We start from the raw sequence: 26,189 nt of genomic DNA, 5'->3' as shown, positions 1-26,189 counted from the left end.
AGGTCGAAAAAAATCCTGTTCTCAATTCTCATGGTGTCGGAAAGGCAAGACCCGGGCTCCGCGCTGCGCATGTCCGGCGCGCGGGGCCTAGACCCTGTCGCAGGGGACGTGGGCCAGGAACTCCTCCAACAGGTCGTCGAGGTTCGCGCTGTACTCCTGAAGTCCGTAAACGGCGCCGCACGACCTGCAGCGCAGCTCCACGGCGCGTCAGTGCCGGCGGACCTGCAGCATGGCCCTGCATTTCCTGCAGCGCAGGCGGGTCGGGAACTCCCTGCGGTCGAGCATCATGCGAAGGACCCCTCGATGCTGCGGACGGTTTCGCGCACGTCGCTGATGATCTGGTCGTAATCCACCTCGGCCGACGGGATCTCCGTCCCTTCGAGCCAGAAGTCGGCCGGCTTGCGCGGGTGGAAGTTGTAGTCCGTCATCATGATGACGTGCCGTGAGAGCCGCAGCAGATTGTGCAGGGCCGGATACGTCCCGCAAAAATCCCGGCTGTGCAGGGCGTACTGCCCGACGATCTCCCGGATGGATACCGGGAAGTTCCAGGCTGCAAGGACCTCGTTACCCGCGGAAAAATGGTCGTGGCCGTCGAACCAGCTGCGCTCCCTGGCGAAAAACTCCGTCAGGGGAAGGTTCGCACTACTCGTGAAAAATTTCAGGAAGCGGTCCTGGTGGTTGACCAGCAGCACCACGTATCCGATGTTGTGGATCAGCCCCAGGCATTCGAGATGGTCGTGCCCCTCGCTTTCCAGCACGTAGGCCTCGGGCACCGCCGAAACGAACTTCTGCATGAAGACGTTGGCCGTGAGGCTCTGCTGCCAGACGCGCCGCAGGATGGCGTTGATCTCCGTGGACTCGTGGAAGAAGGCGGACCGCAGGACCACCTGGTAGACGATGCGCTTGATCTCCCTTTGACCGAGGCGGACCAGGGACGTCAGGATGTCCGTGGTGTTGTTGACCTCGTGGAAAAGGGGCGAGTTGGCGCAGGCGATGATGTTGCCGAAGATGACCGGGTCGAGCTTGGCCTGGGCCGCGATCTGCTTGACCGTGGTCTGCGGCGAGTTGAGCATGGCGATGAGGTCCAGGCCGACGGGACTGATGCCCGGGAGGTCGAAGCTGAGAGATTCCATGTTTTCCGCCTTCACGTATTGAGCATGGGCATGGCCCGCCAGCCGAGCCGCACGGCGGCCCACAGCCCGATGAGGGCGGCCTCGGCCGCATCATGGCCGGGCGTGGTCGGCGAAGACCAGCCTTCCCGGCGCAGAATCGCGGTCACCAGGGCGCAGGCCGCCGCCTTGGCCGCATTCCCGCTGACCATCTGCCGGGGAAGAAGAAAATCCGTCCGCCAGTCATGGGCCTGGATGACCATGCAGGGCAGGCCCCGCCTGGCCGCGGCGCGTTCCCATATGCCCGCCGTCTGCCCGCCACCCTCCACTACCAGATACTCCAGCGCGGGCAACTCATAAAGCACCCTGGCCGCCGCTTTTTTGAGGCGGGCCGTGTTGCCCAGGTTGTGGGAACGGCACCACACGAGCCGGCCGTCCCGGTCCAGCAGGGCCAGTCCCGTGCGCACGCCCGCGTCCACGGCCAGCAGCGCGGACATCAGAGGTCCACGATCTCGACGTCGGCCGGGCTCAGGGCATGGTGCATGAAATACCCGCCGACCCGCGCGAAGCGTTCGGCCCCGTCCGTGGCCAGGAAGGTCAGGCGGCGCTCCGTGGTCGTGGAGCAGATGTCGCGCCGCTCCAGCATGTCCTGCACGAACTCCGCCGTGGTGCGGGCCGAGTCCACCAGGGTCACGCCGGGACCGACGACCTTGCCGATGGCCTCGGCCAGGACGGGAAAGTGCGTGCAGCCGAGGACCAGCGTGTCGATGCCCGTCTCCCCCACCATGCCGCCGAGGTATCTCCGGGCGGTCAGTTCGGCGATGTCGCCGTCGCACCAACCCTCCTCGGCCAGGGGCACGAAGAGGGGGCAGGGCCGGGAAAAGACCTTGGCCTCGGGCCGGATGCGCAGGATCTCGCGCTCATAGCTCCCGCCGCTGACCGTGCTCTCGGTGCCGATGACGCCGATGCGCCCGCTCGCGCTCTGCCGGCACGCGGCTTCGGCCCCCGGACGGATGACGCCGACCACGGGCAGCCCCGGGTAGGCCTCCTGCAGTGCTTCGAGGGACACGGACGTGGCCGTGTTGCAGGCCACGACCAGAAGCTTGATGCCCCGCTCCTTCAGCAGGCTCGTGGTCTGCAGGCAGTAGCGAATCACGGACTTGGCGCTCTTGGTGCCGTAGGGCAGGCGCGCGGTGTCTCCGAGATAGACGAAGCTTTCCCGCGGCAGGGCGTCGGTCAGGGCCTTCAGAACCGTAAGGCCGCCGATGCCGGAATCGAAAACCCCGATGGGCAGGGTGCAATCTGAAGCATACATGCTGGTGAACTTTATTTGAATGTCAATCGAAGGCGGCCGGCCGCAAAGGGTCGCGCAGGTGTGCGCGGATTTCATCGAGGTGCCGCCTGTTGGTGCGTTGTTCCGACAGGGGCGGCAGGTCGTCGAAATCGAAGAAGCCGACCTCCAGGGTTTCCGTGCTGGGCCGCGCGTCTCCGCCGAGGAGATCGCACAGAAACACCAGCTTCACGGCATGAAAGAACATGCTGGCCTTGGCCCCGCGGTTGGCGTCGAAAGCCCCGACGAGCTTCCTCGCGCGGACCTCGAAGCCGCTCTCCTCCCTGGTCTCGCGCTCGGCCGTCTCGGACGGGCGGTCGCCCACGTCGGCCCAGCCGCCGGGCATTGCCCACTTCCCGTCGGCCGTCTCCCGCACCAGAAGGATGCGCCCGTCCTGAACCACCGCGGCCCGGACGTCAACCTTCGGCGTGGCGTAGCCCGGTTCCAGGGAAAAGGCGCGGGCCGCCTCGGCTGCCCCGAGTCCGGAATGTTCGGCCACGATCTCGGCCGCGATCATTTCCAGACGTTCGAAGCTCAGCCGGTCGTAATGGCTCGTGGTGAAGGCCTGGCCAGTCTGGGAAAGGGCCTGGATCTCCCGGGCCCATTCCAGCCAGCGCGGTGTGGGGTCGTCGGCCATGGCTCAGGCCGAGGCCAGGTACCGGGTTATGGCGTCGACTATGGTGCGCCAGGTGCGCTGCCGCTTGGCGTCGTCGGTCTCCAGGAGCGTGACGCGGAAGCCCTTGCGGTTGCAGCAGAAGCCCGTCAGCGGGACCACGCAGATGCCCGTGGCGCCCAAGAGATAGTAGACGAAGCGCTTGTCCACCTGCACGCCCTTGACGATCTCCTCGATGTACTCGCGCACCCTGGGGTTCTCGATCTCCAGGGTCTGGTCCGGATTCAGGGCCCCGTCCTCGAACATGACGGACATGTAGAACGCACCCTGGGGCTTGATGACCTTGACGCCCTTCACGCCCTGAAAGGCTTCCCAGGCCTCCTGGGCGCGGTGCTCGAACATCCTGCGCCGGGCGTCGAGATGTGCGGCGTAGCGCGGGTCGCCCATGACCGGGGGGATGGACAGCTGGGGCAGGCTCGTGGAGCAGACCTCGAGCATCTTGGCGTTCAAGAGGCTCTTGATGTAGGCCTTGAAATCCGGATTCTTGTCCTTGTTGTAGACCTCGATCCAGCCGCAGCGCGCCCCGGGCCAGGGGTATTCCTTGGAGATGCCGCGCAGGGCCATGCCCGGCACCTCGCCGATGACCTCGGACAGGCTGCAGGTCGGGTGGCCGCTGTAGACGATGTTGGCGTAGATCTCGTCGGCCAGGATGAAGATGTTGTAGCGCCGGGCGATGTCCACGATCTTCTCGATGAGCTCGCAAGGGTAGACCGCGCCCGTGGGGTTGTCGGGGTTGATGAACAGGATGCCGGCGATGGAGTCGTTGTAGCGGACCTTGTTCTCCAGGTCGACGAGGTCGGGCATCCATCCGTTGTCGGGGTCGAGCTCGTAGGTCAGGTGCTCGTAGCCCGAATGGGCGGCCTCGGCCGAGGAGTGCGTCGAGTAGGCCGGGGACGGCCCGATGACGCGGGCCTCGCGCTTCAGGAAGCCGAAGATCTTGGCCACGGCGTCGCCCAGGCCGTTGAAGAAGATGATGTCGTCGGCAGTGACCTGGTAGCTGCCGCGCTGGTTGACGAGCTGCGCCACGAACTCGCGCGTCTCCAGGACGCCCTGGGTGGCGCAGTAGCCGTAGGTCTTGTCGTTCATGACCAGGTCGGCGATGATTTCCTTGATCCAGCCCGGCACCTGCTCGCCCTTCTCGATGGGGTCGCCGATGTTCTCCCAGGTGATCTCAAGGCCCAGGTTGCGAAGGTCCTGGGCCACGGCCACGATGGCCCTGATCTCGTAGGTCAGCTTTCCCCAGCCAACATGTTCGATGTCTCTGCGCATAGAAAATCCCGGTTGCCGCGCGGTCCGGTCGGAAACCGCGCAGGAAGATGATGCCGCCCCCGAAAGGGGCATGAAATAAAGGAAAAATGCTTATTCCACGGCTCGGGGATTGTAAATAGGCTGGGAGCCTACTTCAGCGCGGACTGGAGGATGCCGCGCAACTCGTTGACATGGAAGGGTCTTGGCACCACCGCCACGGTGCGGTGGCGGAACTCCGTCTCCAGGGCGGAGCTGCCGAACCCCGTGAGGAGGATGAGCGGCGTCTCGGGCAGTTGCTGGAGGCAGGAGCGGATGAGGGCCTCGGGCCGGTCGCAGGACACGAGGATCAGGTTGCAGGTGTCCCGGAACTTCAGGAAGTCGCCGTTTCCCGGGACGCAGGCCTCGGCCTCGTAGCCCACTTCGGTCACGATCTCGCGCAGCATGGTGCGCATCTGCTCGTGGTTGCTGAGCACCAGGATGCGCGGCTTCAGGGCGCCGCGCGGCTTGCGCATGCGGTCCATGGGCTGCAGGAAATTCTCCATGGCCAGGCGGACCAGCCCGAAACGCTCGCGCACGAAGGCGTAGGCCGGGTTTTCGAGGAGGCGCTCGCACAGGGCCGATGCCTTGTCGAGGGTGGCCACCAGCTCCATGTACGCGTCCGGCTGGGACATATCCCCGGCCGGGGCCGCGGAGTGGGTCACGACGCGGCCGAAATCCGGGCGCTGCTTCATGCGCACGACCACGTTCTCGAAGAACCCGGCCGGTTCGTTCCTCGTCCAGTCCTTGTTCAGCCGTTCGGCCAGAAGCTTGGCCAAGGACAGAATGGCCTGGCTCGCTGGCAGATCCTCCCGCAGTGCCACGAAAGACTTGCCCGCGGCCGAAATGCGCCGGGCGTCGTCATCCATGGGAATGGCGCCGAGAAAAAGGGGTTTGAGGTTCAGGAACTGCATCACCGTCTCCTGGAAGCGCGCAAAGACCTGCCTGGCCTGGGTTCCGGACTCGGCGCGGTTGACCAGGACCAGCGGCGGCCACCACAGGCCGTTCTCCTTGAGGACCTTGATCAGGGCGTAGGCGTCCACCAGGGAACTGGCCTCGGGGTTGACCACGAGGATGATCTCCCGCGTGGCCAGGCAGAGGGACACGACCTGGGCCGAAATGCCCGGGGAATTGTCCAGGATGAGAAAATCGTAATTCGAAAGGCCCGAGAACTCGTCGATGAGGCGCTTGCGCGCCGCCGTGTCCAGTTCGGCCATACGCGCCACGCCGCTGCTGCCGGAAATGAGGTCCAGGCCCGGTCGCACCGGGACGAGGCATTCCTCCAGGGGCAGGTTGTCGAAGAGGACGTTCTCCAGGGTCCTGGTGGGGGCGGGCAGGCCGAGGTGCACTTCGGCGTTGGCCAGGCCGAAATCGGCGTCCAGCAGGCAGACCGTGTGCCCGGCGCGGTTCAGGGCCAGGGCGAGATTCACGGCCACGGTGGTCTTGCCCGTGCCGCCCTTGCCGCTGGCCATTGCCAGGATGCGGGTATGTCTGTGTCGAACTGTGTTCAACGTCTGCTCCATGAGTCGAAAAAACTAGGCCTGTCCCGACCTCTGCCCCTGCAGCAGGCAGGAGATGTCCGCCAGCAGGGTCTTCAGGTGGAAGGGTTTGCGCACGCACTTGGCTGCGCCCAGACGCTGAGCCTCTTCCATTTCCTCGGACGACGCAAGCCCCGTGATGACCATGACCGGCGGGAACCCGCCCTTGCGCCTGAGGAGTTTCAGCACGTCGAGCCCCGAATGCACGGGCATTCGGATGTCGAGCAGAATCAGATCGAAAGCCCCGACGCGCAGCTTGCGCACGGCCTCCTCTCCGTTGGCCGCCGTCTCCACGACGTAGCCGGCGTCGCGCAGGGTCTCGGCCAGGATGTCGCGGATGTGCCCCTCGTCGTCCACGACCAGAATCCGCCCCTCGTTCTCCTGCAGGGGAACGCACTGCGGAGCGGGCACGACCGCGGGCTTCTCGGGCATGGTCACCGGGGTGGATACCGGCAGGATGACGACCATCTCCGTCCCCCGCCCGGGCTCGCTCAAAACCTTTATCTCCCCGTAGTGGTTGGCGACGATGCCGTAGGCCGTCGAAAGCCCCAGGCCCGTGCCCTTGCCCTCGGACTTGGTGGAAAAGAACGGGTCGAAGATGCGCGACAGGTTTTCCGGGGGGATGCCGCAGCCCGTGTCCTTCACGGTCACGCAGACCCGTTTGCCGTCGGACAGGAAGGACGAGGCGATGGTCAGGACCCCGCCGTCGTTCTCCATGGCGTGCTGGGCATTGATGACCAGATTGAGAAAAACCTGTTCGAGCTGGTTGGCGTCGGCCAGGATGAGGGGCATCTCCGGCGACAGGTTCTGCACGATGGGGATGCGGTGGGTGTGGAAGATGGATTCCACCAAGCCGACGATCTTCTTCAGCAGGGCGTTCAGGTCCACCTTGGTCACCTGCGGGGCGTTGGGCCGGGCGAATCCCATGAGACTCAGCAGGATGGACGAGATGCGCTCGATCTGCTCGGAGATCTGGCGCAGGTCGCGGCGCTTCTTCTCGTCGTCCTCGCGGCTCTCCAGGAGCTGGGTGCGGGCCGAGATGATGGCCAGGGGGTTGTTGATCTCGTGGGCCGCGCCGGCTGCCAGCTGCCCCACCGCGGCCAGGCGCTCGGTCTGCAGGAGCTGCAGGTTGATCTGCTGGTTCTTCCACAGGGCCCGGGACAGCTCGTCGGCGCGCATCTGCAGGCTGTCGAAGAGGCGCAGGCGGTCCAGGGTGGCCGAGGCCACGCAGGAGACCTGCGAATACCCCATGTACTCCTGGGGGGTCATCTTGAGCGGGCGGTCCTGGGAGCGCAGGATGCACAGCTCGCCGGTGAAGTCGCTGCCGACGAGTGGAAAGATGCAGTAGCCCTGGACCACGAAAAACTGCTTGAGCCGCAACTCGCGGTCCATGGCAAAGGCGCCTTCGTGGCGTTCGTGATGGCTGCGCAGGATGACCAGGAGGCTTTCGGGCAGGGCCGGTCCTTCGGAGGTCAGGGGCAGGCCGTCGCCGTCGAGGGCGTAGCTCACGCTGCGCCGGTTGCCGCCGCCCCAGATGAGCCCTTGCATGAGCCGTTCCGACGGCACCATCCAGTAGGCGAACCCTCCGCGGACGCCGACCTCCTCCTGCATGCTCATGGCCGCGACCTCGAAGATCTCGTCGACGCTCGTCGCCGTGCTCATCTTGAGCCCCACCGTGGAGCCCAGATTGGTGAAGCGGTTGGCGTCCTCCAGCCGGCCCACGGCCTGCTCCAGGTCCAGCCCCATGCGCATGAGCTGCTGGTTGGCCTTCTGCAGGGAGGACAGGAAGAGGGTCACCTGGTCTCCGTCCAGGTCGAAGGGCTCGGCGCGCTCGGCAAAGGCCGGGGCGAAGGCGCGGTGGATGTCCTGGATCTCCTTCTCGCCCAGCCCCAGCATGTCCTGCAGGCCGGCCTGACGCTGCTTTTCCCGGCTCATGCTCCGGGGCGCGTCCATCAGGGTGAAATGGGCCAGGATGTTGGCCAGGGCCACGATGGCCACGAGGGTGCCGTTGTCCTTCATGGCGCCAAGGGCCGGGGCCGAGTGGTGATGCAGCCAGATGACGTCGGTCATGGACGGCGGCAGCTTCCATTTCTGGGCTATCCAGCGACCCACGGCCGTATGGTCCGTCTTGAAGACCTCCTGCTCCGCGTCCAGGACGGCTTCGTACATTTCCTCCATGCGTTCGGTGACGTGGCCGTACTCGTCCGGCACATGCAATTGCAGGAAAATGAGGCCGAGATCATGCATGATGCCCGCGCCGAAGGCCTCACAGGCCAGTGACGGGTAGCTCTTGCCGGCGATGAGGGAGGCGTAGACGGCAGTGGCCAGGCAGTGCCGCCACAGGGTCTTGTGCGCCGCTTCGCCGTTTCTGTCGCCCGTGACCAGCGAATCCTTGATCAGGACCGAGAGCATGAGGGTCTGGACGACCCGGCTCCCAAGGCGGTTGAGCCCCTGCTCCACCTGCGAGACCATGCCCCTGGAAATGTAGGTCGCGCTGTTGGCGTGGTCCAGGATCTTCATGGTCAGGGCTTGGTCCGTCTCGACGATGCGGGCGAGCTTCGCGTGATCGAAATCCTGGGTCAGGACCTGATCGAGAATGGCCTTGGCCACCGAGGGCAACGAAGGCAGAGCCTCGATGCGCTGGAGAATGGCATGCAGGGAGCGGTCGGCCCCAGCGTTGGGTGCGGTCTTTCCTGGCACGGTCTCGCGACGGGAGGGGGTGGGGTCCACGGCAACTCCGGCCTGTTCAGTAGTGGGGCGGTTTTTCATCTGGATCGAAGGGGGGCATGGCGGAGACGTCCTTCAGCTTCCTGCCCAAGAGCGTCACCAGGTGCCGAAGCTCCCGGATTTCCTTCTGCTGTTCTATGACAACCGAGCTCAGCTCATCAACCGTTTTTTGTAAATAGAGGTATTTGATCTCAATGTCTTCCAGTCTTTCCTGCATGTGCTCCTCCGGCAGCGGTGTGGTTTGGCGGTCATCTCCCTTGACCTGAAGCGGGGGGCGCCGATAGGAAACCGCCATCAATCCGGCACCCACAGGAGACGCCCCATGACCAACGCCGCCCAGATCTTCACCCCCGACTACCTGGACGAGGTCTTCCCCCAGTCGCGGACCGACGCCTTTTTCGAGGCCCTTTTCGGCGATGCCGAGGACGGTGCCTACGACATCCGGCTGCGGTTCGAAAAGCACGGACCGGACGAACTCGCCTTCACCTTCCAGCTGCACCAGCGCCCGGGCATGTGCCTGGCCTGCAACCTGACCTACGGCCTGCCCCAGGTTTTCACCCGCCACCCGGTCCTGGCCGTGGCCAAGCTGGCCCAGACCCTCGGCGAGCGCATCGGCAAAATCCCCGCATCCTGGGCCTTGGGCGCCACCCGGGAGATATCGCGCAGCCTGCACGTCATTCCCTTTACCATCAGGATCGCCTGACGGACAGCGTCAATTTCCGGCTCGGCAGCGCGTGCAATTCGGGAATTTTTGACCCAGGTCAAGGATTCCCGAATCGTTTTGCGCCAGGATGACGGCATGACCACCCCCGACACTCTCCCCACGCACAGTCTCAAGGTCTGCCGCGGCGCGACCGGATGCCCCCACGCAGTCATCGGCCGGGATATTTCCGAAGAAATAGGCGCCGTCATGGCCCGCTCCGGCTGGGGCGCCTTCCTCGCCGCAGGCGTGAAGCTCATCCGCCACCATCACCAGTTCCGCCTCGCCGTGGCCTCGTGTCCCAACGGGTGCTCACAGCCGCATATCGCCGACTTCGGCCTGATCGCCTTCGGCCGGGTCGGCGTCGACCCGGGCGCATGCACGGCCTGCGGGCTCTGCGTCGACGTCTGCGCCGAAAAGGCCCTGACCCTGGGCGACTCCATCGGTCTTGACCCGTCCCGCTGCCTGGGCTGCGGGGCCTGCGTCCGGGTCTGCCCCTCCGGCGCCCTGCGGACCGCCGAAACGGGCTGGCGCGTGCTCTTGGGCGGCAAGCTCGGCCGGCACCCGCGCCTGGCCCACGAACTGGGCGTCTACGGCCTGCCCGAAGCCATGGGCATCCTGGAGCGGGTCCTGCGCGTGCTGATGTCCCAAGGCCGGCCGGGGCTGCGCCTCGGGGATCTCGTCGAGAGGATGGGCCGGGAAAATTTCGACGCGGCGGTGCGGCCATGAAGACCTTCACCCGCGTCCTCTTCACCCTCTGCGCCCTGACCTCGGCGGCGCACTTTCTGCGCTTCGGCACCCTGTGGGAAGCCCTGCCCGCGCTCATCCTCGTTCCCGCGGTCTGGTTCCCGAAATTCCTGCCCAGGCCCCTGCTCATCCTGGCCGCCGTCGGCGGAACGGCCCTGTGGGCCTTCCAGACCCAGTCCCTGGTGGCCTGGCGCATGAGCTTCGGGCTGCCCTGGGTGCGCCTGGCCCTGATCCTGGGCGCCGTCAGTCTGGCCCACGCGGCCGCGGCATTCCTGCTGGCGGGGAACCCGGGGCGACGCATCTTCGGGCCGGTGCGGCCCCGCGACGCCGTTTCCACGGCCGTGGCCCTGCTCGTGGCCGGCATCCTCGCCCTGGCAGTGTCCAAAACGCCCTTTCCCCTGCTCCTGGGCGAGCGGTTTTTCCCCGGCTCGTGGCCTTTCTGGATCGCCCTTTTCGCCGTCTACGGCAGCCTCGTGGCCGGCTGGATGCTGGACGGGCCCTCGGCCGAGATCCGCGGGCGCATCTGGACCCTGTTCTCGGCCGTCTTCTTCGGGCAGCTGCTGCTCGGCCTTGCGGGCTGGGACCCGTTTCTCATGACCGGAAAACTCCACCTGCCCGTCCCGGCCCTGATCGTTTCGGGCCCCCTGTTCCGCGGCGAAGGCTTCTTCATGCCCATCCTGCTGGCCGTGTCGCTGCTGCTGGTCGGTCCGGCCTGGTGCAGCCACCTCTGCTACATCGGGGCCTGGGACGACCGGCTGGCCCGGCTCCACGACGGCAAACCCAAGGCCCTGCCGGCCTGGGCGCCGCGCCTGCGGGCCGGACTCCTGGCCGCCGCCGTGGCCGCGCCCCTGGTCCTGCGCGCCCTGGGGGCGGGTTGGGCCTGGGGCCTCGGCCTGGCCGCGGTGTTCGGCCTGGCGGGGGTGGCAGTCATGGCCCTGATTTCGCGCCGCAGCGGCACCATGGTCCACTGCACGGCCTGGTGCCCCATCGGCCTCCTGAACAACCTCGTAGGCCGCATCCTGCCCTGGCGCGTGTCCATCGACAGCTCCTGCACGGGCTGCGGCCTGTGCGCCAAGGCCTGCCGCTACAACGCCCTGACGCGGGCCGATCTCGAACGAAAGCGCCCCGGCCTGACCTGCTCACTGTGCGGCGACTGCCTGCCGCGCTGCCCCCACGGGCACCTGGGCTACGCCTTTCCGGGCCTGGGGCGGGACCGCGCGCGGCAGGTCTTCATCACCCTGGTCTGCGCCCTGCACGCCGTCTTTCTGGCGGTGGCCCGCATCTAGTATCTGTCGAGGACCCGCTCCTTCTCGGAGAAGTCCCACTCCTTGAGGCCCAGGGCCACGAGGATGTCGTCGACAAGCTCGTCCACGCTGCGGTGGGCCTGGAGCATGTGGTCCATGCCCGCCATGTACAAGGGCTCGCGCTCGGCCATGACCGCGGCCACCTCGTCGTGCAGGTCCAGGGGCGTCAGGGAAGGTCGCTGGGCCGCATTGGAGTCCCGCAGAAGCCTGCCTATCAGCAGCGCCGCGTCGGCCGCCAGATAGAAACTCACGCCCGTGCGGTACATGAGGTCGCGGTTGGCCTGGGACAGGACGATGCCGCCCCCCGTGGCCACGACCTTGCCGGGCAGCTCCGCGGCCCGGGCCAGGGCCTCGGTCTCCAGGCGGCGGAACTCGTCCCAGCCCGCGTCGGCGACGATGGCCTCGATGGTCTTGCCCGCGGCTTCGACGACCAGGGCGTCGGTGTCGAGGCAGGAGCAGCCCAGAACGGCGGCCAGGGCCGCACCCACAGTGGTCTTGCCGCTGCCGCGCATGCCGAGCAGATAGATGTTCTTCTCCGCCAGGGAGAAGGGGGCGCGCTTGAACTGGCCGGGACGGAAGGTCATGGTCGCGCCGGACTCTTCGATCTCGGTTTTCTTCTTGATGAATGTCGTCATGGTTGTCCTCCTCGTCATCGACGGCATCCCGAATCCTTCAAAAAGGGCCAAATTGCAACGCGCAATACCGACTGCCCCGTACGTTGACGGCCAAACGCAACTCGGGCTAGCATCCATTCTTCCGCACCAACAACCCAACAAGGATCGCCCATGAAGGCCCTGAAAACCCTGTTCGTCACCCTGCTGCTCCTCTGCGCTCCCACGATCCTCATGGCCCAGGGCGTCGAGAAAATCGGCGTGCAGGGCCTGCGCAACCTGATCGATTCGAACAAGGGGCGCGTCCTGATCATCAACTACTGGGCCACCTGGTGCAGCCCCTGCGTGAAGGAGTTTCCGGGCCTCATGAACGTACGCAGGGAATTCGCCGAAAGCGACCTGAGCATCGTCGGCATCTCCGTGGACTACAATCCCAAGCCCGTCGAGAATTTCATCAAGCAGAACAAGGTCAATTTTCCCATCTTCATCGACGACGGCTCCATCGGCTCCATGATGGACATCGGCTCCATCCCCCGCACCCTGATCTACGACCGCCAGGGCAAGAAGATTCTCGACCACCTCGGGTTCATCCCCGAGGAAAGCTTCCGCCACGTGGTGGCGCGACTGCTGGGAACACCATGAAGATTCTGGCGGAACTGGCCGAGAGGGCGATCATCGAAGCCCAGCAGCGCGGGGAGTTCGAGGGGCTCGAAGGCCAGGGACGGCCGCTTCCCGACCAGTCGGACCCGTTCATGCCCGAATCCCTGCGCATGGCCTACAAGGTCCTGAAGAATTCCGGCTACGTGCCCGAAGCCATCCAGTCCCAGCGGGAAATCCGCTCCCTGATCGAATGCCTGGAACGCGAGACGGACGAATTGCGCAAGATGCGCCAGATCCAGAAGGTCCAGCTCTTCCTGGCCCGCGCCAAGATCCGCCATGGCGGCCTCCTGCAGGAGGAAAACGAGGCGTACTTCCAAAAGGTGGTGGCCCGAACCACCCTGAACACCACATCATGAACCCACATCGCCGTACCCTGCTCAAGGCCGCCCTCGCCCCCCTGCTCCTGCCCCTGCTGGGCGGAGAGGCCCGGGCCACGGCCGTGTCCGAAGTGTCCGAAATACGCGTCATCCAGACCAAGGACCCGGCGCGGACCCTGGAACGCGTGTCCGCCCCCGGCTACGCCCACGCCCTGGCCCAGTCGGTGCTGGCCTTCATCATCGAGGGCTACCCCAAAGGCAACCTCCCGGTCTGGAAAAAGCCTCTGGCCGAGGTGGACTTCAACGCGCGCATCCCCCTCATCTGCGAGCACGTGGTGCGCGGCGTGATCCGTCATGCCGCCATCCACCCGGTGGACCCGTGCTGGATCATGGGCCAGATGATGGCCGAGTCCTTCTTCTGCGAGTTCGCCGTGTCCTCGGCCCTGGCAGTGGGGCCCTGCCAGTTCATCTCCGCCACGGCCCGGGGGTACGGCATGGTCTGCGCCGACGCCCACGGCCAGCCGGCCGGCTTCGCCCGGCGAGCGGACCTGGAACCGGAATTCGCGAACATGGCCGAGCGCCGCGAGCAGATGCGCGCCCTGCGCCGCGAACAGCCCGACCTCTTCGGCAACCCCTCCAAGCTCCTGCGCACCCTGCTGAACGCCCAGACCGCTGGCAAGGCCATCCCCTCGGCCGGGACCTACGCCCTGGCCCTGGACCGCATGGACCTCCTGCAGTCCAGCTACGCCATGGCCCGGGACAACTGCCGGCTGTACATGGAGGAGAACTTCCGGGGCCGCTCCATCTTCACCCCCCAGGACGCGGCCTTTTTCGAGAAGTTCGACCAGCGCGTCCTCTACCAGCACTGCGTCGACGCCATGGTCCGAATGATGGCCGAAAACCTGCGCTCCCGCAGCGGCAACATCCTCGCGGCCACGGCCGGCTACAACGCGGGCCTGGGCAACACGGACTACTCAAAGGCCGGCATCTACGAACCCTACGGCCGCATCCCCAATTTCGCCGAGACCGTGGACTACGTCAGCAAGATCCTCGTCAACCACCATGAAATCGCCCGGCGCATGGGATAGGTCATGAACCCGTCCAAAGTCAGCCGCGACCGTCTCGAAACCCTGACCGACCTGCCCAACATCGGCCCGGCCATGGCCCGCGACCTGCGCCTGCTGGGCTTCGACCACCCCGCGCAGCTCGCCGGCCAGGACCCGCAGGCTCTCTACGACCGCCTCAGCGAACTGACCGGCGTCCGCCAGGACCCCTGCGTGCTGGACGTCCTCGTCTCCGTGACCAGATTCATGGACGGCGGGGAGCCCAGGCCGTGGTGGCACTACACGCCGGAGAGGAAGAAACGGCCCATCGTCTGAGCCGGTCCCTTCGCACGCCGCCCGGAAGAATGGATTCCCGCCTTCGCGGGGATGACACGAGACAGTGCGTATTGCCATCGCCTGAATGGTTCGCCGTTTTCCGCAATATCACCACGTCATCCCCGCGAAGGCGGGGATCCAAGCTTTTCCCCGTCTTCCGCTTCCCAGCCTCTCCTCCGTGCTCCGAACCAAGCCTTCCTGACCGGTCCGGACGAGGCCCATCGACTGTCTGACTGAGCCAGGCATAGTTCGTTTTCCCGGCGCCCGCCGCCCGAAGTGAAAGCCTCTATTCGAAGAAGCGACGGAAAAACGTTACGAGGCCGGCGAAGGAGTTTCGACGGGCCTCGTCCGGACCGGTCAGGAAGGCGGCCGCGTAGGCTCGAATATTGAATAGCCCCGCACACTTAATCAGCGCCGGTTTCGCCCATCTGTACTGGACATCCTCAGCAACAGGAAATCTTCCCAACGACACCGGGAATATTTCCCACTTGACCGCCTGTTTTCCCATCCGATAATCGATTTTTTGGCCTCTTCCTTGCTTATTCCATCTCCCCGGCCCGAATTTCGGGCCGAGGAGCATGTTTTTTCTTCAATTTTGTCATTAAAAGCCTTGTCGCCTTGGGAAAATATGACATTTCTGTCATATGGGCATCCACCCCTCAGCGGCGCCGGGGATAGAACACTCATCAGGGAGTAGCGCGCTATGTGTCGATTGTTTGCGCTGACCAGCAGCGACCCCGTCTCCCCCATGGATGCCATCCGGGCCCTGGATGTCATGCGCGAGGGACACGACGGCTCGGGCGTCGGCCTGTACCTGTCGGATCTGGCCGGTCCGTTCGAGTCCATGAAGGACAGCCCCGTCCTGTCCGGAATCTTCACCGACCTGGGCATGAAACGTCTCGACGAGTTCATGGAAGCCAAGGGCTTCACGCTCAGGTACGACATGCCCATCACGCCCAAGGGGCCGCTGCCGACCTGGACGCCCCGGCGTGACCGTTACGTGGTCCGCGCCTACGACATCCCCGCCTCCTGGAAGGATCTGAACGACACCGAAAAGGGGCAGGGCTACCTCAAGACCCGTCTGGAACTCAAGCACATGGGCCTGCAGGACGAGAGCATGACCGTCTTCTCCTTCTGGCCCGACACGGTCATGATCAAGGAAATCGGCGACCCGCTGCAGGTCGGCGAGTACCTGGGCCTGGACCGGCCCGAGATCATGAGCCGCCTCATCCTGGCCCAGGGCCGGCAGAACACCAACTACGCCATCAACCTCTACGCCTGCCACCCCTTCTTCATCGAGGGCTTAAGCACCATGACCAACGGCGAGAACACGGCCTTCGTGCCCATCCGCGACTACCTCATGGGCCAGGGAGTGCCCGGCTACGAAGGCTACAACTCGGACTCCGAGGTCTTCACGCACATTCTGCACTACACGATCCGCAGGCTGGGCCTGCCCTTCGAGGCGTACAAGCACATCATCACGCCCCTGAAGGACCACGAGATGAAGGGTCACCCCGACCAGGCCTTCCTGTCCAAACTGAAGCAGATCTGCCGGCGCCTCATCATCGACGGCCCCAACTGCGTCATCGGCTGCCTGCCGGACAAGTCCATGTTCATGGTGCAGGACAGCAAGAAGCTGCGTCCCGGCGTGGTCGGCGGACGTCCCGGCCTGTACGCGTTCTCGTCCGAGATATGCGGCCTGGACCTGGCCATCCCCGATCGTGACAAGTCCCAGGATTTCCAACCCATGCATCTGGATTCGGCCATCGTTGGCCCGGACCGCCAGGAGGTCAGAGTATGTCGGCAGTCGCAGCCATTACCCCTTCCCAACTGAGCCTCAAGGACCTGCCCTGGCAGATCCGCTGGGACAAGGACCGCTGCACCCTGTGCGGCCAGTGCGCGGCCGTGTGCCCCATGCAGACGCTGGAGCTCGGCACCTTCCGCAAGCGCATCGTCAAGGTCCCGGCCGGCCTGAAGAGCAAGCCCGAGAACGAGCACACCGTCTACTACGGCATCCGCCAGCGCACGGCCCCGCATCAGGCCTGCATCGGCTGCGCGACCTGCACCATGGTCTGCCCCAATGACGCCATCATGCCCATGCATTCCGACGAGAAGGACAAGCTGCGCATGCACGTCAACCTCGGCGGACAGCCCCGCACCCGCGGCGGCCGGCGCAACGACAGCGGCTCGGTGCTCGACCAGATCAAGTTCATCCGCATCTCCATGCTGACGGACCCGGCCCTGGACTCGGGCCGCCACGAGTTCGACCTGCGCACCCTGATCGGGCGTATCCAGTCCCCGGCCGAAGGCCTGGCCACCTTCAAGGAGCAGGGCTGGGCCCCGGCCGTGCGCGAGATCTACCCGCTCATGATCGGCAGCATGTCGTTCGGCGCCCTGTCCCCGAACATGTGGGAAGGCCTGCAGATGGGCGTGGCGTACCTGAACGAGGAACTGAACATGCCCGTGCGCATGTGCACGGGCGAGGGCGGCTGTCCGCCGCGCCTGCTCAGGTCGCGTTTCCTCAAATATGTCATCCTCCAGATCGCATCGGGCTACTTCGGCTGGGACGAGATCATCCACGCCATCCCGCACATGAAGGAAGACCCCTGCGCCATCGAGATCAAGTACGGCCAGGGCGCCAAGCCCGGCGACGGCGGCCTGCTCATGTGGCACAAGGTCAACAAGCTCATCGCGGCCATCCGCGGCGTGCCTCCGGGAGTGAGCCTGCCGAGCCCGCCGACGCACCAGACCCAGTACTCCATCGAGGAGTCCGTGGCCAAGATGATCCAGTCCATGTCCATGGCCTGGGGCTTCCGCGTGCCCGTGTACCCCAAGATCTCGGCCACGACCACGACCAACGCCGTGCTCAACAACCTCTGCCGCAACCCCTACGCCGCGGGCCTGGCCGTGGACGGCGAGGACGGCGGCACCGGCGCGGCCTACAACGTGTCCATGAACCACATGGGCAGCCCCATCGCCTCCAACATCCGCGACGCCTACCTGACCCTGTGCAAGATCGGCAAACAGAACGAGGTCCCGCTCATCGCCGGCGGCGGCATCGGCAAGAACGGCAACCTGGCCGCCAACGCCGCGGCCCTGATCATGCTGGGCGCCTCGGCCGTGCAGATCGGCAAGTACGCCATGCAGGCCGCGGCCGGGTGCGTGGGCTCCGAGTCCGACCGCTGCAACGTGTGCAACATCGGCGTCTGCCCCAAGGGCATCACCTCCCAGGATCCGCGCGTGTACCGCCGCCTCGATCCGGAGAAGGTCGCTGAACGGCTGGTGGACCTCTACGTCAGCTTCGACACGGAACTGAAGAAGATCGTCGCCCCCCTGGGCCGCTCCACCTCGCTGCCCATCGGCATGTCCGACGCCCTAGGCATCGCAGACAAGGACGCGGCTGACAGACTGGCCATCAAGTACGTGGTGTAGGGAGAGAAGCGGATATGCAGAACAACACATTCATTGCGGGCAAGGAAAACGGCGTGCGCCTGGAATCGCGCATCCTGGAGGAACGCATCCAGGATGCCGTGCGACAGGGAGCGCGCGAACTGACCATCGAGGCCTGCGGCCAGCACGGCCTGGGCGGCCGTCTGTGGGTGGCCAAGGACGAGCCCATTCATGTCACCATCACCGGCGCGCCGGGCCAGCGCATGGCCTCCCTGGGCGTGCCCGGCACCTTCATCGAGGTCAAGGGCCCGGCCTCGGACGACACGGGCTGGCTCAACGCCGGCGCCGAAGTCGTGGTGCACGGCAACGCCGGCAACGGCACCTGCAACGCCATGGCCCAGGGCAAGGTCTTTGTCGGAGGCGACGTCGGCTCCCGTTCCATGACCATGACCAAGCAGAACCCGCGCTTTCCCGCCCCGGAACTGTGGGTCCTGGGCCAGGCCGGGGACTACTTCGCCGAGTTCATGGCCGGCGGCGTGGCCGTGGTTTGCGGCGTGGACGCCATCGACCGGGCCTCCACCCTGGGCTACCGGCCCTGCGTGGGCATGGTCGGCGGCCGCATCTTCTACCGCGGCCAGGAGCAGACGGTCAGCGCCGCCGACGCCATCCACGCCCCCATCACCGACGACGACTGGGCCTGGCTGACCGAAAACCTCAAGCAGTTCCTGAACAAGCTGGGCAAGGACGACCTTTTCGCAACGCTTGCCGTGCGCGAGGAGTGGCATCTGGCCCGGGCCAAGACGCCGCACGAGAAGATCACCAGAAAGCGCAAGTCCATGTCCGAGTTCCACGCCAAGGTCTGGGACATGGAGCTCGGCCGCGGCGGCCTGGTCGGCGACCTGACCTCGGTGGACCGCTCGCCCATCGGCCTCATCACCACGGGCGAGCTGCGCCGCAACGTGCCCGTCTGGGAAAACTGCAAGTACATGCCTCCCTGCCAGGCCAGCTGCCCCTCGGGCATCCCCGTGCAGAAGCGCTGGCAGCTCATCCGCGAAGGCCGCCTGGCCGAGGCCGTGGACCTGTCCCTGGAATTCACGCCCTTCCCGGCCACGGTCTGCGGCTACCTCTGCCCCAACCTGTGCATGGAGGGCTGCACGCGCGGCCTGGGGAGCCTCAAGCCCGTGGACGCCAAGATGCTCGGCAAGGAGGGCATCAACGCCCACCCGCCCATGCTGCCCCTGTCCTCGGACAAGAAGGTGGCCGTCATCGGCGGCGGCCCGGCCGGCATCTCCGTGGCCTGGCAGCTGCGCCTGAAAGGTCACAAGGCGTCGGTCTTCGACATGGACGAGAAGCTCGGCGGCAAGCTGCAGGCCTCCATCCCGGCGAACCGCATCCCGCCCGAGGTGCTGGCGGCGGAACTTGACCGCGCCCGCGAGGTCATCCCCCACGTGCGTTTGGAAAAGAAGCTGACCCGCGAGGACTTCGAGGCCATCAGGAAGGACTACGACTTCATCGTCCTGGCCACCGGCGCCCAGCGCCCACGCACCCTGCCCGTACCCGGCAACGAGCGGCTCGTCACGGCTCTCGATTTCCTCAAGGCCGCCAAGCACGGCGACGGCAAGGTCGGTGAGCGCGTGGTCGTCATCGGCGCCGGCAACGTGGGCTGCGACGTGGCCACCGAGGCCGCGCGACTGGGGGCCAAGAGCCTGACACTGATCGACGTGCAGAAACCCGCATCCTTCGGCAAGGAGCGCGAGGAGGCCGAAAAGGCCGGGGCCCAGTTCATGTGGCCTTGCTTCACCAAGGAGATCACGGCCGAGGGCGTGGTCCTGACGGATGGGCGGGTTCTGCCGGCCGACACGGTGGTCATCTCCATCGGCGACACGCCGGACCTGGAGGCCTTCCCCGAGAACATCGCCCGCGAGCGCGGCTTCATCACGGTCAACGAGGTCAACCAGACCACGGAGCCGCACGTCTTCGCCATCGGCGACCTGGTCAAGCTGGGCTTACTCACCCAGGCCATCGGCGACGGCCGCCGCGCGGCCCAGGCCATCGACGACATCGTGGCCGGCCGCCGGCCCCTGTCCGTCACGGCCGACATGATGGAGGAGCTCAAGACGCGCATCGAGTACATGGACCCGGGCAACCACATGTCCGAGACCATCGACTACTCGCGCATGAACCTGGCCTACTTCGACCCGCGCCTGGGCGGCTTCGAAAGCCTGGACCAGTGCGCAGAGGAGTGCTCGTCGTGCGGCGTGTGCCGCGACTGCGGCATCTGCGAGGCCATCTGCCCCCGCGGCGCCATCAGCCGCCAGGCTCTGCCGGACAACGAATTCGCCATGGTCTGCGACAGTGAGAAGTGCATCGGCTGCGGCTTCTGCGCCGGAGCCTGCCCATGCGGCATCTGGACGCTGATCCCGAACACGCCGTTGGGGTAGATTCCAGTACGGCGTAGGACGTCCACTGAACAACGAAAGGGGGAAGGCGACTTCCCCCTTTTTCATGACTGTCGCGAAAGGAATCGGACGCCAACACTCACCGACGTTCAGAACAGGGACGGCAAACGCGGCATGGCTCGCCTCCTCGCCGCATCAGCCTTTGTCGCTCAGCCCATACCTTCTCATCTGGCTCCACACGCTCGTCCGTGAAATCCCCAGCTTCCTCGCCGCCTCGGATCTGTTTCCCCCGGCCTCTTCCAGGGCCTTGCGCAGTCGCTCCTTCTTGATCTCGTCGAGGCTCCTGCCCGAGACCTCGCCGGGGAGGCAGACCGCGGGTTGGGTGAAAATCTCGGCCGGCAGGTCGCGCGGTTCGATCATGTCCGTCTTGCAGGCCACCAATGCGTACTCGAAGGCGCTTCTGAGTTCGCGCACGTTGCCGGGCCAGGGATGGCGCAGGAGCAGGTCCATGGCTTCGCGGGAGATGCCGCGGACCTGCTTGCCCGACTTCATCTGGCTGCGACGGAAGAAGTGCGCGGCCAGAAGCGCGATGTCCTCCCGTCGTTCGCGCAAGGGCGGGATGCGGATGGGGATGACGTTGATGCGGTAGTAGAGGTCCTGGCGGAACTGTCCCTTGACCACCAGCTCCGGCAGGTCGCGGTTGGTGGCAGTGATGATGCGGGCGCGGACCGGGATGGGGCGGTGGTCGCCGACGCGCTCGATGACCTTCTCCTCCAGAACGCGCAGGAGCTTGACCTGGGTGGCCATGGGCAGGTCGCCGATTTCGTCCAGGAAGATATCCCCGTCGGCCGCGCTCTCGAAACGGCCGGCCCTGTCCTTGTGGGCCCCGGTGTAGGCGCCCTTGACGTGGCCGAAGAGCTCGCTCTCCAGCAGCGATTCGTTCAGGGCCGCGCAGTTGACCTTGATGAAGGGCCGCTCCCGGCGCGGCCCGGCGTCGTGGATGGCCTTGGCCACCAGTTCCTTGCCCGTGCCGCTCTCGCCGTAGATGACCACGGGCGTATCGGTCCGGGCCACGCCGTCGATGAGGTCGAAGACCTGCTGCATGCGCGGGTCCCGGCCGACCATGCCGTGATAGCTGTCCTCGGCCGACAGCTCGCGCCGGAAGATCTCGATCTGCTCCTCCTTGTCCACCAGGTCGGAAATGTCCGTGATGGTCTCCACGGCGCCGATGACCGTGCCGTCGGCGTCGCGAAGGACCGAGGCGTTCTTGACCACAGGCAGGCGCACGCCGTCCTTCCTGACCAGACCGCACTTCTGGCGGCGCAGCTCGCCCTTCTCGAACATGACGCAGAAGTGGCATTGAGGGATGCCGCGGGCCAGCTCACAGGCCGAACAGCCGAGGATGGAACACGGAGCGCCGATGAGCTCGTCCCTGGCATAGCCCGTCATCTCCATCAGGGCCTGGTTCACGGAAACGATCTGCCCGTCCGGGGTGACGATCATGACCCCGTCCTGGATGGTGTTGACCACGGTCTTCCAGTATTGGTTCAAATTGTCTTCCATCTGTTCACCTGTCAACTAAAGCGTTATCTTTCTGAACACATACCTGTTCATGTGTTTATTTTATAAACACATGAATTACAAGGGATCCTCCCTTGACACAGCGCGCACAACTGCATGGGCGACAAATTATCTCCACTATCCCGGATAGATGGATATTTTTCCGTCAGAACCGCAGCTCAGCAACCCGTGTTGGCATATCCTTCGCTCTGAGAGGTGCATGAAGTGCCACGCCCAGTTTGAACGCAAGGATGCCGCGAACCGGATCGACATGCGCAACAGCATGGACTTCTTATGCATGCTCAAGACCTGCGCCCTGATCAAACGGCTCGCTCCCGGGGAAAGGGCGCACATCCTGGCCAACGACAGGAATTTCCCGGATGACCTGCAACGGGTCCGCCCCGACTGCACCTTCGAGATCGTGTCCTGCGCCATGGGCTTCGAGGAGGACGCTGACTACCTCGTCCGTGTCGCCAGAACCGTCCCCAAGGCCGAAAACCGCTAGCACGAAGGACAAAATGTCCAATCGAACCCATCGGAGAAAAATATGAAAATGAACCGCAGATCATTCCTCGCTTCCGGCCTTGCCGTTGCCGCGGGGACGGTCGCCAGACCTGCTCGGGCGCTGGCCGGCGACGATGGCTCCGCCGCGCGAGAGGCCGTAGTCCTGGCCACCCTGCTCGACCTGTCCAAATGCATCGGCTGCGGGGCCTGCGTGGAGGCCTGCCGCGAGGCCAACGCCCAAAGATTTCCCCAGCCCGTCAAACCTTTCCCGAAGATGTACCCGGCCCGGGTCAAGGCCGCGGACTGGAGCGACAAGCGCGACGTGGACGACCGCCTGACGCCCTACAACTGGCTCTACATCCAGGCGGCTTCTGGTGAGTACGACGGCAGGACCTTCGAACTGAACATCCCGCGGCGCTGCCTGCACTGCCAGAACCCGCCCTGCGCCAACCTCTGCCCCTGGGGCGCGGCGTCCAAGGACGGACGCGGCATCGTGGCCATCAACGACGAGATCTGCCTGGGCGGCTCCAAGTGCAAGGACGTCTGCCCGTGGCACATCCCCGAGCGCCAGACGGGCGTGGGCCTGTACCTGAAGCTCGCCCCGAGCTTCGCGGGCAACGGCGTCATGTACAAGTGCGACCGCTGCCGGGACCGCGTCGCGGCCGGCGGCACGCCAGCCTGCATCGAGGCCTGCCCCGAGGGCGTGCAGGCCATCGGGCCGCGCGAGGAAATCCTGGCCCTGGCCCGAAAGCTGGCCGAGGAAACCGGCGGCTTCCTCTACGGCGACACGGAGAACGGCGGGACCAATACCTTCTACGTCTCGCCCGTGCCCTTCGATGTCCTGAACCAGGCCGTCGAGACGGGGCCGGGGCGTCCGCACCTGGCCTCCGTCGCCAACCCCTTCAGCACCGAAGACATCCTGGCCCGGGCCGTCTACGCCGCCCCCCTGGCCGGGCTGGCCGCCGGGGCGCTGCACCTGATCCGCGGCGCGGCTTCGGAGGACGACCATGAATGAGCGCACCTTAAACCTGATCTTCCGCCTGACGGTCTTCGCCCTGCTCTTCACGGGCTTCGCGCAGATGCCCATCTTCGCGCGCTACTACCTGGCCGACGTGCCGGGCTTCGCCTGGACGGCCGACTACTACCTGAACCACGTCCTGCACTACGGCCTGGCCGCCGTCCTGCTGGTCTTCCTGGGCTGGCGGCTGCCCCTGGCCATGAAGCGAAGATGGACTCCCGGCAGGCTGCTCCTGGCCCTGTGCTGGGCCGGAGTCGTGCTCACGGGCCTCGTGCGGGTCATGAAGAACCAGCCCGACGTGTTCTTTTCCCCGACCTTCGTCATGGCCGTGGACTGGGCGCACCTGGGCTTCGTCATGCTGCTGGGCGCAGTCAGTCTGGGCCGGGCCGTGACCTCGCGGAAGAATACGGCCTGACGACTACCCGGCAGATCGGGACGCGGACGCATGGTTTGACCCTGCGCCAAGGAACGCGCTTCCTCCTCCCTCCTTGAATATCGAAAGCCCCGGACAGCCATTCTGGCCGGGGCTTTCGACGTTTCACGAGAAAGAGATTCAGGCGGTCGGCTTCATCCGTGCCATCACCAATGCAACGGTACCTTGCCGTATTTCTAGATGAGTTCCTTGACCTTGTTCATCAATTCCGTGCTGTCGTAGGATTTGACCACGTAGGCGTCGGCGGCGATGGATTTGAGGTCGCAGCGGAAGCTGTCGTAGGCGGTGCAGAGGATGACGGGCAGGTCCAGGTGTTTCTGGCGGATGGACTGTAGCAGGTCGAGCCCGGATATGCTGCCGAGCTTGATGTCCAGGATGATCAGATCCGGCGCGTTGCGCCGCACGAGTTCCAGAGGGTCTTCACTGCCGTCCGACACGGCCACGTCGTAGCCCTGCGCACGGAGCTCCGCGTCATAGAGCATGCGCACATGCTCTTCGTCGTCTATGACCAGCACTTTCTTGCGGTCCATGGCTGCCTCCCGTTTTTTCGATATCCTAGCAGATTCAAGCGGGCGTTGAAAGAAATCTTTGTCTTCTCCTCGCCGAAATCAGATTTGGGCAAACGTCACTTCGGCACCTTCCCTGAATCTGATCCGGGTACGGGATGCAGGGACCCCTTGCCGGGGTAGCCCGTGTCGAATTGCCGGTTGTCGCCGGGCCGCTCGAAGTAGCCGTCCTGCACGGTCTCGGCCCGGCCCATGGCCAGCAGAGCGCTCACGGTCACGAAGCGCCATCCCCGGCGCAGCAGCTCGTCCACGAAGAACGGGACGATTTCATGCGTATGGCGCGGCACGGCGTTGGCGTGCATGAGCACGATGGACCCGGGCCGAACCTCGCCCGCCGCGCGAAGGGCCATGTCCCGCGCCGTGCCCGTGCCGCCCTCGCCCAGGACGTCCCACTGGATCACGGGCAGGCCCATGGCCGCCAGGCGCTCCAAGGTTTCGGGCGAGTTGCGGCCGTAGGGCAGGCGGAAGACCGACATGGACGCAGGCACCGCCGCCATTTCCGCCCCCAGGCCGCGTTCCCTGGCCCGGCGCGCCAGCTCTTCGCGCAGGAGTTCGTACTGGGCCTGGGTCCAGAGGACCTGGTCGCGGGTCTCGAATTCGTCCGTCAGAGCCAGGTTGGCATGGGTCCAGGAGTGGTTGCCCAGCTCGAAGAGCGGGTCGGCCATGAGCTGCATGGTCTGCTCAGGGTGGGAGCGCATCCACTTGCCGCCGGCAAAGAACGTGGCCGCAACGCCCTTCCCGCGCAGGAAATTGACGATCTCGGTGCGGTAGCCCGTACGGTTGCTGGCCCGCTCGCACAGGTCGAAGGTCAGGGCCAGGACCTTGGCCCCGGCCGGGACATGCACGCGGCGGATGACGCCGCGCAGGTCCGCGGGAACTTCGGCCTGGCCCGAGACGGGTACAAGCCGCGCGGGCAGGGTGAGGTCCGCGGGTTTGGAGTAGGGTCGGGTGACCACGTGATCGGACGGGTTCCCGGCCAGTTGCGCCCGGGTCCACAGTCCGTCCAGAAGAACGCGCGAGCCCTGTCCCGCCATCGCAAATCCCGCCGGCGCAAGGGCGGCGAGAAGAATGAACCATACCGCGTGACGCATAACTTTCATGGAACCTGCCGGTTTGTTTGAAGAGCATGCCTGACAGTCGACGAACCTGCCCGTGAAACCGCTAGACGATCTCACAGCGCCTCTTCACGGGCAAGCGTCAACGTAACGCAGCGTGCTCACAGCGCCGTCTCTCCGACATTTTTTCAACCTTGCGGAAATTCCTCTTGACGGACCTTGTGAGCGGTGTCACAAGTTGGTTGGTTGACCAACTCAAACATTTGCGGAGGAAATATATATGGAACTGCCAGGCCTCAAAACTTTTCTCGTTCCCGTCGACGGCGGCGAAGCTTCCCGCCGCGCCAAGCGTTACGCCATAGGCCTCGCCAAGCAGTGCGGCGGCAAGGTCGTGCTCTTTCACGCCCTGAGCCTCGTCAGCGCCCGCATCAGCCCCGAGGACCGCAAGAAGATCAACATGCGGGAAATGGAGCGCATCTCCAAGGTCCTGCGCCTGTACGAGGACGGCTGCCGCGAGGCCGGCGTGATGTTCAAGACGGTCATCGGCCACGGCACCCCGGCCGACGCCATCGTCGACGCCGCCCGCGCCAACCGCTGCGACATGATCATCATGGGTTCCGGCGGCGCGACCGGCGTGCGCAAGTTTCTCGGCTCCCTGTCCGACAGGGTCAGCGCGCGCAGCTCCGTACCGGTGGTCGTCGTGGGCGACGAATGCGCCTGCGCCAACTCCTGCGGCGGCTCCTGCCTGCGCCGTCTCGGCTTCGCGCCCGTCCCCAACCTGCAGAACGACATGTGCGCCTGCTGAAACGGGTTCGGCCGGTTGCGCGACGCGGGCCGGCGGACGAAACGGCCAATCAAAGCAAAACGCCCACGGCATCACTGCCG

28 protein-coding genes are annotated in these 26,189 nt (G+C 65.5%); 14 read left to right on the top strand and 14 right to left on the bottom strand.

Annotated features, from left to right (window positions below):
• Positions 1-87: 87 nt before the first annotated feature.
• The 9 genes from ACZ5AC_RS05245 to ACZ5AC_RS05205 all read right to left on the bottom strand — a co-directional run bounded on the left by ACZ5AC_RS05245 (position 88) and on the right by ACZ5AC_RS05205 (position 8,878).
• Positions 88-285: a dual CXXC motif small (seleno)protein gene (locus ACZ5AC_RS05245; protein ID WP_464250598.1), complete on the bottom strand. Its 198-nt coding sequence runs from the start codon at positions 283-285 to the stop codon at positions 88-90.
• On the bottom strand, positions 285-1,133 hold the full coding sequence (locus tag ACZ5AC_RS05240) for an HDOD domain-containing protein (protein WP_464249899.1): 849 nt from the start codon (positions 1,131-1,133) through the stop codon (positions 285-287). The genes ACZ5AC_RS05245 and ACZ5AC_RS05240 overlap by 1 nt, the downstream gene beginning before the upstream one ends.
• Before the next feature lie 11 nt (positions 1,134-1,144).
• Positions 1,145-1,606: a hypothetical protein gene (locus ACZ5AC_RS05235; RefSeq protein ID WP_464249898.1), complete on the bottom strand. Its 462-nt coding sequence runs from the start codon at positions 1,604-1,606 to the stop codon at positions 1,145-1,147.
• Positions 1,606-2,424, bottom strand: coding sequence for a glutamate racemase (gene murI, locus ACZ5AC_RS05230; RefSeq protein WP_464249897.1), 819 nt, complete (start codon positions 2,422-2,424; stop codon positions 1,606-1,608). Before murI ends, ACZ5AC_RS05235 begins: the two co-directional genes overlap by 1 nt.
• 22 nt (positions 2,425-2,446) lie before the next feature.
• Positions 2,447-3,076: an NUDIX hydrolase gene (locus ACZ5AC_RS05225; protein ID WP_464249896.1), complete on the bottom strand. Its 630-nt coding sequence runs from the start codon at positions 3,074-3,076 to the stop codon at positions 2,447-2,449.
• A 3-nt stretch (positions 3,077-3,079) separates the two neighbouring features.
• Positions 3,080-4,381 (bottom strand): pyridoxal phosphate-dependent aminotransferase, encoded by a 1,302-nt coding sequence (locus ACZ5AC_RS05220; RefSeq protein ID WP_464249895.1) that lies wholly within the window; start codon positions 4,379-4,381, stop codon positions 3,080-3,082.
• Between the two features lie 128 nt (positions 4,382-4,509).
• Positions 4,510-5,907 carry a P-loop NTPase gene (locus tag ACZ5AC_RS05215; RefSeq protein ID WP_464249894.1) on the bottom strand — a complete coding sequence of 466 codons (1,398 nt, stop codon included), beginning with the start codon at positions 5,905-5,907 and terminating at the stop codon, positions 4,510-4,512.
• A gap of 24 nt (positions 5,908-5,931) precedes the next feature.
• On the bottom strand, positions 5,932-8,664 hold the full coding sequence (locus ACZ5AC_RS05210) for an HDOD domain-containing protein (protein ID WP_464249893.1): 2,733 nt from the start codon (positions 8,662-8,664) through the stop codon (positions 5,932-5,934).
• 16 nt (positions 8,665-8,680) lie between these two features.
• Positions 8,681-8,878, bottom strand: a complete 198-nt coding sequence (locus ACZ5AC_RS05205) for a SlyX family protein (protein WP_464249892.1) — start codon at positions 8,876-8,878, stop codon at positions 8,681-8,683.
• Positions 8,879-8,983: 105 nt separating this feature from the next.
• Here ACZ5AC_RS05205 and ACZ5AC_RS05200 point away from each other — a divergent pair, with 105 nt between their 5' ends.
• The 3 genes from ACZ5AC_RS05200 (at position 8,984) to ACZ5AC_RS05190 (ending at position 11,394) form a co-directional block, all read left to right on the top strand.
• Positions 8,984-9,364, top strand: a complete 381-nt coding sequence (locus tag ACZ5AC_RS05200; RefSeq protein ID WP_464249891.1) for a pancreas/duodenum homeobox protein 1 — start codon at positions 8,984-8,986, stop codon at positions 9,362-9,364.
• Between the two features lie 96 nt (positions 9,365-9,460).
• Complete coding sequence (locus ACZ5AC_RS05195; protein ID WP_464249890.1) at positions 9,461-10,090, top strand: 4Fe-4S binding protein; 630 nt, start codon at positions 9,461-9,463, stop codon at positions 10,088-10,090.
• Positions 10,087-11,394 (top strand): 4Fe-4S binding protein, encoded by a 1,308-nt coding sequence (locus ACZ5AC_RS05190; RefSeq protein ID WP_464249889.1) that lies wholly within the window; start codon positions 10,087-10,089, stop codon positions 11,392-11,394. The genes ACZ5AC_RS05195 and ACZ5AC_RS05190 overlap by 4 nt, the downstream gene beginning before the upstream one ends.
• Here ACZ5AC_RS05190 and aroL read toward each other — a convergent pair.
• Entirely contained in the window at positions 11,391-12,047 is a 657-nt protein-coding gene (aroL, locus tag ACZ5AC_RS05185; RefSeq protein ID WP_464249888.1) for a shikimate kinase AroL, read from the bottom strand. The genes ACZ5AC_RS05190 and aroL overlap by 4 nt on opposite strands.
• A gap of 150 nt (positions 12,048-12,197) precedes the next feature.
• Between aroL and ACZ5AC_RS05180 the strand changes: the two genes are divergently transcribed.
• Genes ACZ5AC_RS05180 through ACZ5AC_RS05165 form a run of 4 tightly spaced genes read left to right on the top strand, consistent with a single transcriptional unit; the run spans position 12,198 to position 14,379 of the window.
• Entirely contained in the window at positions 12,198-12,665 is a 468-nt protein-coding gene (locus ACZ5AC_RS05180; RefSeq protein WP_464249887.1) for a TlpA family protein disulfide reductase, read from the top strand.
• On the top strand, positions 12,662-13,039 hold the full coding sequence (locus tag ACZ5AC_RS05175; protein WP_464249886.1) for a DnaJ family domain-containing protein: 378 nt from the start codon (positions 12,662-12,664) through the stop codon (positions 13,037-13,039). The genes ACZ5AC_RS05180 and ACZ5AC_RS05175 overlap by 4 nt, the downstream gene beginning before the upstream one ends.
• The gene (locus tag ACZ5AC_RS05170) at positions 13,036-14,088 is read left to right on the top strand and encodes a lytic transglycosylase domain-containing protein (protein ID WP_464249885.1); all 1,053 of its coding nucleotides are present in this window, start codon (positions 13,036-13,038) and stop codon (positions 14,086-14,088) included. Before ACZ5AC_RS05175 ends, ACZ5AC_RS05170 begins: the two co-directional genes overlap by 4 nt.
• 3 nt (positions 14,089-14,091) lie before the next feature.
• Positions 14,092-14,379, top strand: a complete 288-nt coding sequence (locus tag ACZ5AC_RS05165) for a helix-hairpin-helix domain-containing protein (protein ID WP_464249884.1) — start codon at positions 14,092-14,094, stop codon at positions 14,377-14,379.
• A 286-nt stretch (positions 14,380-14,665) separates the two neighbouring features.
• Here the strand turns inward: ACZ5AC_RS05165 and ACZ5AC_RS05160 are convergent, their stop codons facing one another.
• On the bottom strand, positions 14,666-14,959 hold the full coding sequence (locus ACZ5AC_RS05160; protein WP_464249883.1) for a hypothetical protein: 294 nt from the start codon (positions 14,957-14,959) through the stop codon (positions 14,666-14,668).
• Positions 14,960-15,082: 123 nt separating this feature from the next.
• On the opposite strand from ACZ5AC_RS05160, the gene ACZ5AC_RS05155 reads away from it, so the two are divergent.
• Genes ACZ5AC_RS05155 through ACZ5AC_RS05145 form a run of 3 tightly spaced genes read left to right on the top strand, consistent with a single transcriptional unit; the run spans position 15,083 to position 20,210 of the window.
• The gene (locus ACZ5AC_RS05155; protein ID WP_464249882.1) at positions 15,083-16,213 is read left to right on the top strand and encodes a class II glutamine amidotransferase domain-containing protein; all 1,131 of its coding nucleotides are present in this window, start codon (positions 15,083-15,085) and stop codon (positions 16,211-16,213) included.
• Positions 16,177-17,811 (top strand): glutamate synthase-related protein, encoded by a 1,635-nt coding sequence (locus ACZ5AC_RS05150; protein WP_028578599.1) that lies wholly within the window; start codon positions 16,177-16,179, stop codon positions 17,809-17,811. Before ACZ5AC_RS05155 ends, ACZ5AC_RS05150 begins: the two co-directional genes overlap by 37 nt.
• Positions 17,812-17,825: 14 nt before the next feature.
• Positions 17,826-20,210, top strand: coding sequence for an FAD-dependent oxidoreductase (locus ACZ5AC_RS05145; RefSeq protein WP_464249881.1), 2,385 nt, complete (start codon positions 17,826-17,828; stop codon positions 20,208-20,210).
• Positions 20,211-20,363: 153 nt separating this feature from the next.
• Here the strand turns inward: ACZ5AC_RS05145 and ACZ5AC_RS05140 are convergent, their stop codons facing one another.
• Positions 20,364-21,731, bottom strand: coding sequence for a sigma-54 interaction domain-containing protein (locus ACZ5AC_RS05140; RefSeq protein WP_464249880.1), 1,368 nt, complete (start codon positions 21,729-21,731; stop codon positions 20,364-20,366).
• A gap of 217 nt (positions 21,732-21,948) precedes the next feature.
• On the opposite strand from ACZ5AC_RS05140, the gene ACZ5AC_RS05135 reads away from it, so the two are divergent.
• The 3 genes from ACZ5AC_RS05135 to ACZ5AC_RS05125 are packed head-to-tail and all read left to right on the top strand — an operon-like array spanning position 21,949 to position 23,665.
• On the top strand, positions 21,949-22,233 hold the full coding sequence (locus tag ACZ5AC_RS05135; protein WP_464249879.1) for a hypothetical protein: 285 nt from the start codon (positions 21,949-21,951) through the stop codon (positions 22,231-22,233).
• Between the two features lie 48 nt (positions 22,234-22,281).
• Complete coding sequence (locus ACZ5AC_RS05130; protein ID WP_464250597.1) at positions 22,282-23,247, top strand: 4Fe-4S dicluster domain-containing protein; 966 nt, start codon at positions 22,282-22,284, stop codon at positions 23,245-23,247.
• Positions 23,240-23,665, top strand: coding sequence for a hypothetical protein (locus ACZ5AC_RS05125; protein ID WP_464249878.1), 426 nt, complete (start codon positions 23,240-23,242; stop codon positions 23,663-23,665). The genes ACZ5AC_RS05130 and ACZ5AC_RS05125 overlap by 8 nt, the downstream gene beginning before the upstream one ends.
• Positions 23,666-23,859: 194 nt before the next feature.
• Here ACZ5AC_RS05125 and ACZ5AC_RS05120 read toward each other — a convergent pair whose 3' ends face one another.
• Both ACZ5AC_RS05120 and ACZ5AC_RS05115 read right to left on the bottom strand, forming a co-directional pair.
• A complete protein-coding gene (locus ACZ5AC_RS05120) occupies positions 23,860-24,213 on the bottom strand; it encodes a response regulator (protein WP_464249877.1) in 354 nt (117 codons plus the stop codon).
• A gap of 95 nt (positions 24,214-24,308) precedes the next feature.
• A complete protein-coding gene (locus ACZ5AC_RS05115; RefSeq protein WP_464249876.1) occupies positions 24,309-25,283 on the bottom strand; it encodes a polysaccharide deacetylase family protein in 975 nt (324 codons plus the stop codon).
• Positions 25,284-25,584: 301 nt separating this feature from the next.
• Between ACZ5AC_RS05115 and ACZ5AC_RS05110 the strand changes: the two genes are divergently transcribed.
• Positions 25,585-26,109, top strand: coding sequence for a universal stress protein (locus ACZ5AC_RS05110; protein ID WP_464249875.1), 525 nt, complete (start codon positions 25,585-25,587; stop codon positions 26,107-26,109).
• Positions 26,110-26,189: the final 80 nt, after the last annotated feature.

This window comes from Desulfomicrobium aestuarii (genome assembly GCF_055385525.1).
Note: the sequence above shows the minus strand (reverse complement) of the source record. Positions and strands in the feature narration are given on the sequence as shown.

What these genes read in the sequence shown, in the direction of transcription:
- ACZ5AC_RS05240 (WP_464249899.1), bottom strand. Translation starts at nt 1,133, where the DNA reads ATGGAATCTCTCAGCTTCGACCTCCCGGGCATCAGTCCCGTCGGCCTG.
- ACZ5AC_RS05235 (WP_464249898.1), bottom strand. Translation starts at nt 1,606, where the DNA reads ATGTCCGCGCTGCTGGCCGTGGACGCGGGCGTGCGCACGGGACTGGCC.
- murI (WP_464249897.1), bottom strand. Translation starts at nt 2,424, where the DNA reads ATGTATGCTTCAGATTGCACCCTGCCCATCGGGGTTTTCGATTCCGGC.
- ACZ5AC_RS05225 (WP_464249896.1), bottom strand. Translation starts at nt 3,076, where the DNA reads ATGGCCGACGACCCCACACCGCGCTGGCTGGAATGGGCCCGGGAGATC.
- ACZ5AC_RS05220 (WP_464249895.1), bottom strand. Translation starts at nt 4,381, where the DNA reads ATGCGCAGAGACATCGAACATGTTGGCTGGGGAAAGCTGACCTACGAG.
- ACZ5AC_RS05205 (WP_464249892.1), bottom strand. Translation starts at nt 8,878, where the DNA reads ATGCAGGAAAGACTGGAAGACATTGAGATCAAATACCTCTATTTACAA.
- ACZ5AC_RS05200 (WP_464249891.1), top strand. Translation starts at nt 8,984, where the DNA reads ATGACCAACGCCGCCCAGATCTTCACCCCCGACTACCTGGACGAGGTC.
- ACZ5AC_RS05195 (WP_464249890.1), top strand. Translation starts at nt 9,461, where the DNA reads ATGACCACCCCCGACACTCTCCCCACGCACAGTCTCAAGGTCTGCCGC.
- ACZ5AC_RS05190 (WP_464249889.1), top strand. Translation starts at nt 10,087, where the DNA reads ATGAAGACCTTCACCCGCGTCCTCTTCACCCTCTGCGCCCTGACCTCG.
- aroL (WP_464249888.1), bottom strand. Translation starts at nt 12,047, where the DNA reads ATGACGACATTCATCAAGAAGAAAACCGAGATCGAAGAGTCCGGCGCG.
- ACZ5AC_RS05180 (WP_464249887.1), top strand. Translation starts at nt 12,198, where the DNA reads ATGAAGGCCCTGAAAACCCTGTTCGTCACCCTGCTGCTCCTCTGCGCT.
- ACZ5AC_RS05175 (WP_464249886.1), top strand. Translation starts at nt 12,662, where the DNA reads ATGAAGATTCTGGCGGAACTGGCCGAGAGGGCGATCATCGAAGCCCAG.
- ACZ5AC_RS05170 (WP_464249885.1), top strand. Translation starts at nt 13,036, where the DNA reads ATGAACCCACATCGCCGTACCCTGCTCAAGGCCGCCCTCGCCCCCCTG.
- ACZ5AC_RS05165 (WP_464249884.1), top strand. Translation starts at nt 14,092, where the DNA reads ATGAACCCGTCCAAAGTCAGCCGCGACCGTCTCGAAACCCTGACCGAC.
- ACZ5AC_RS05160 (WP_464249883.1), bottom strand. Translation starts at nt 14,959, where the DNA reads ATGCTCCTCGGCCCGAAATTCGGGCCGGGGAGATGGAATAAGCAAGGA.
- ACZ5AC_RS05155 (WP_464249882.1), top strand. Translation starts at nt 15,083, where the DNA reads ATGTGTCGATTGTTTGCGCTGACCAGCAGCGACCCCGTCTCCCCCATG.
- ACZ5AC_RS05150 (WP_028578599.1), top strand. Translation starts at nt 16,177, where the DNA reads ATGTCGGCAGTCGCAGCCATTACCCCTTCCCAACTGAGCCTCAAGGAC.
- ACZ5AC_RS05145 (WP_464249881.1), top strand. Translation starts at nt 17,826, where the DNA reads ATGCAGAACAACACATTCATTGCGGGCAAGGAAAACGGCGTGCGCCTG.
- ACZ5AC_RS05140 (WP_464249880.1), bottom strand. Translation starts at nt 21,731, where the DNA reads ATGGAAGACAATTTGAACCAATACTGGAAGACCGTGGTCAACACCATC.
- ACZ5AC_RS05135 (WP_464249879.1), top strand. Translation starts at nt 21,949, where the DNA reads ATGAAGTGCCACGCCCAGTTTGAACGCAAGGATGCCGCGAACCGGATC.
- ACZ5AC_RS05130 (WP_464250597.1), top strand. Translation starts at nt 22,282, where the DNA reads ATGAACCGCAGATCATTCCTCGCTTCCGGCCTTGCCGTTGCCGCGGGG.
- ACZ5AC_RS05125 (WP_464249878.1), top strand. Translation starts at nt 23,240, where the DNA reads ATGAATGAGCGCACCTTAAACCTGATCTTCCGCCTGACGGTCTTCGCC.
- ACZ5AC_RS05120 (WP_464249877.1), bottom strand. Translation starts at nt 24,213, where the DNA reads ATGGACCGCAAGAAAGTGCTGGTCATAGACGACGAAGAGCATGTGCGC.
- ACZ5AC_RS05115 (WP_464249876.1), bottom strand. Translation starts at nt 25,283, where the DNA reads ATGGCGGGACAGGGCTCGCGCGTTCTTCTGGACGGACTGTGGACCCGG.
- ACZ5AC_RS05110 (WP_464249875.1), top strand. Translation starts at nt 25,585, where the DNA reads ATGGAACTGCCAGGCCTCAAAACTTTTCTCGTTCCCGTCGACGGCGGC.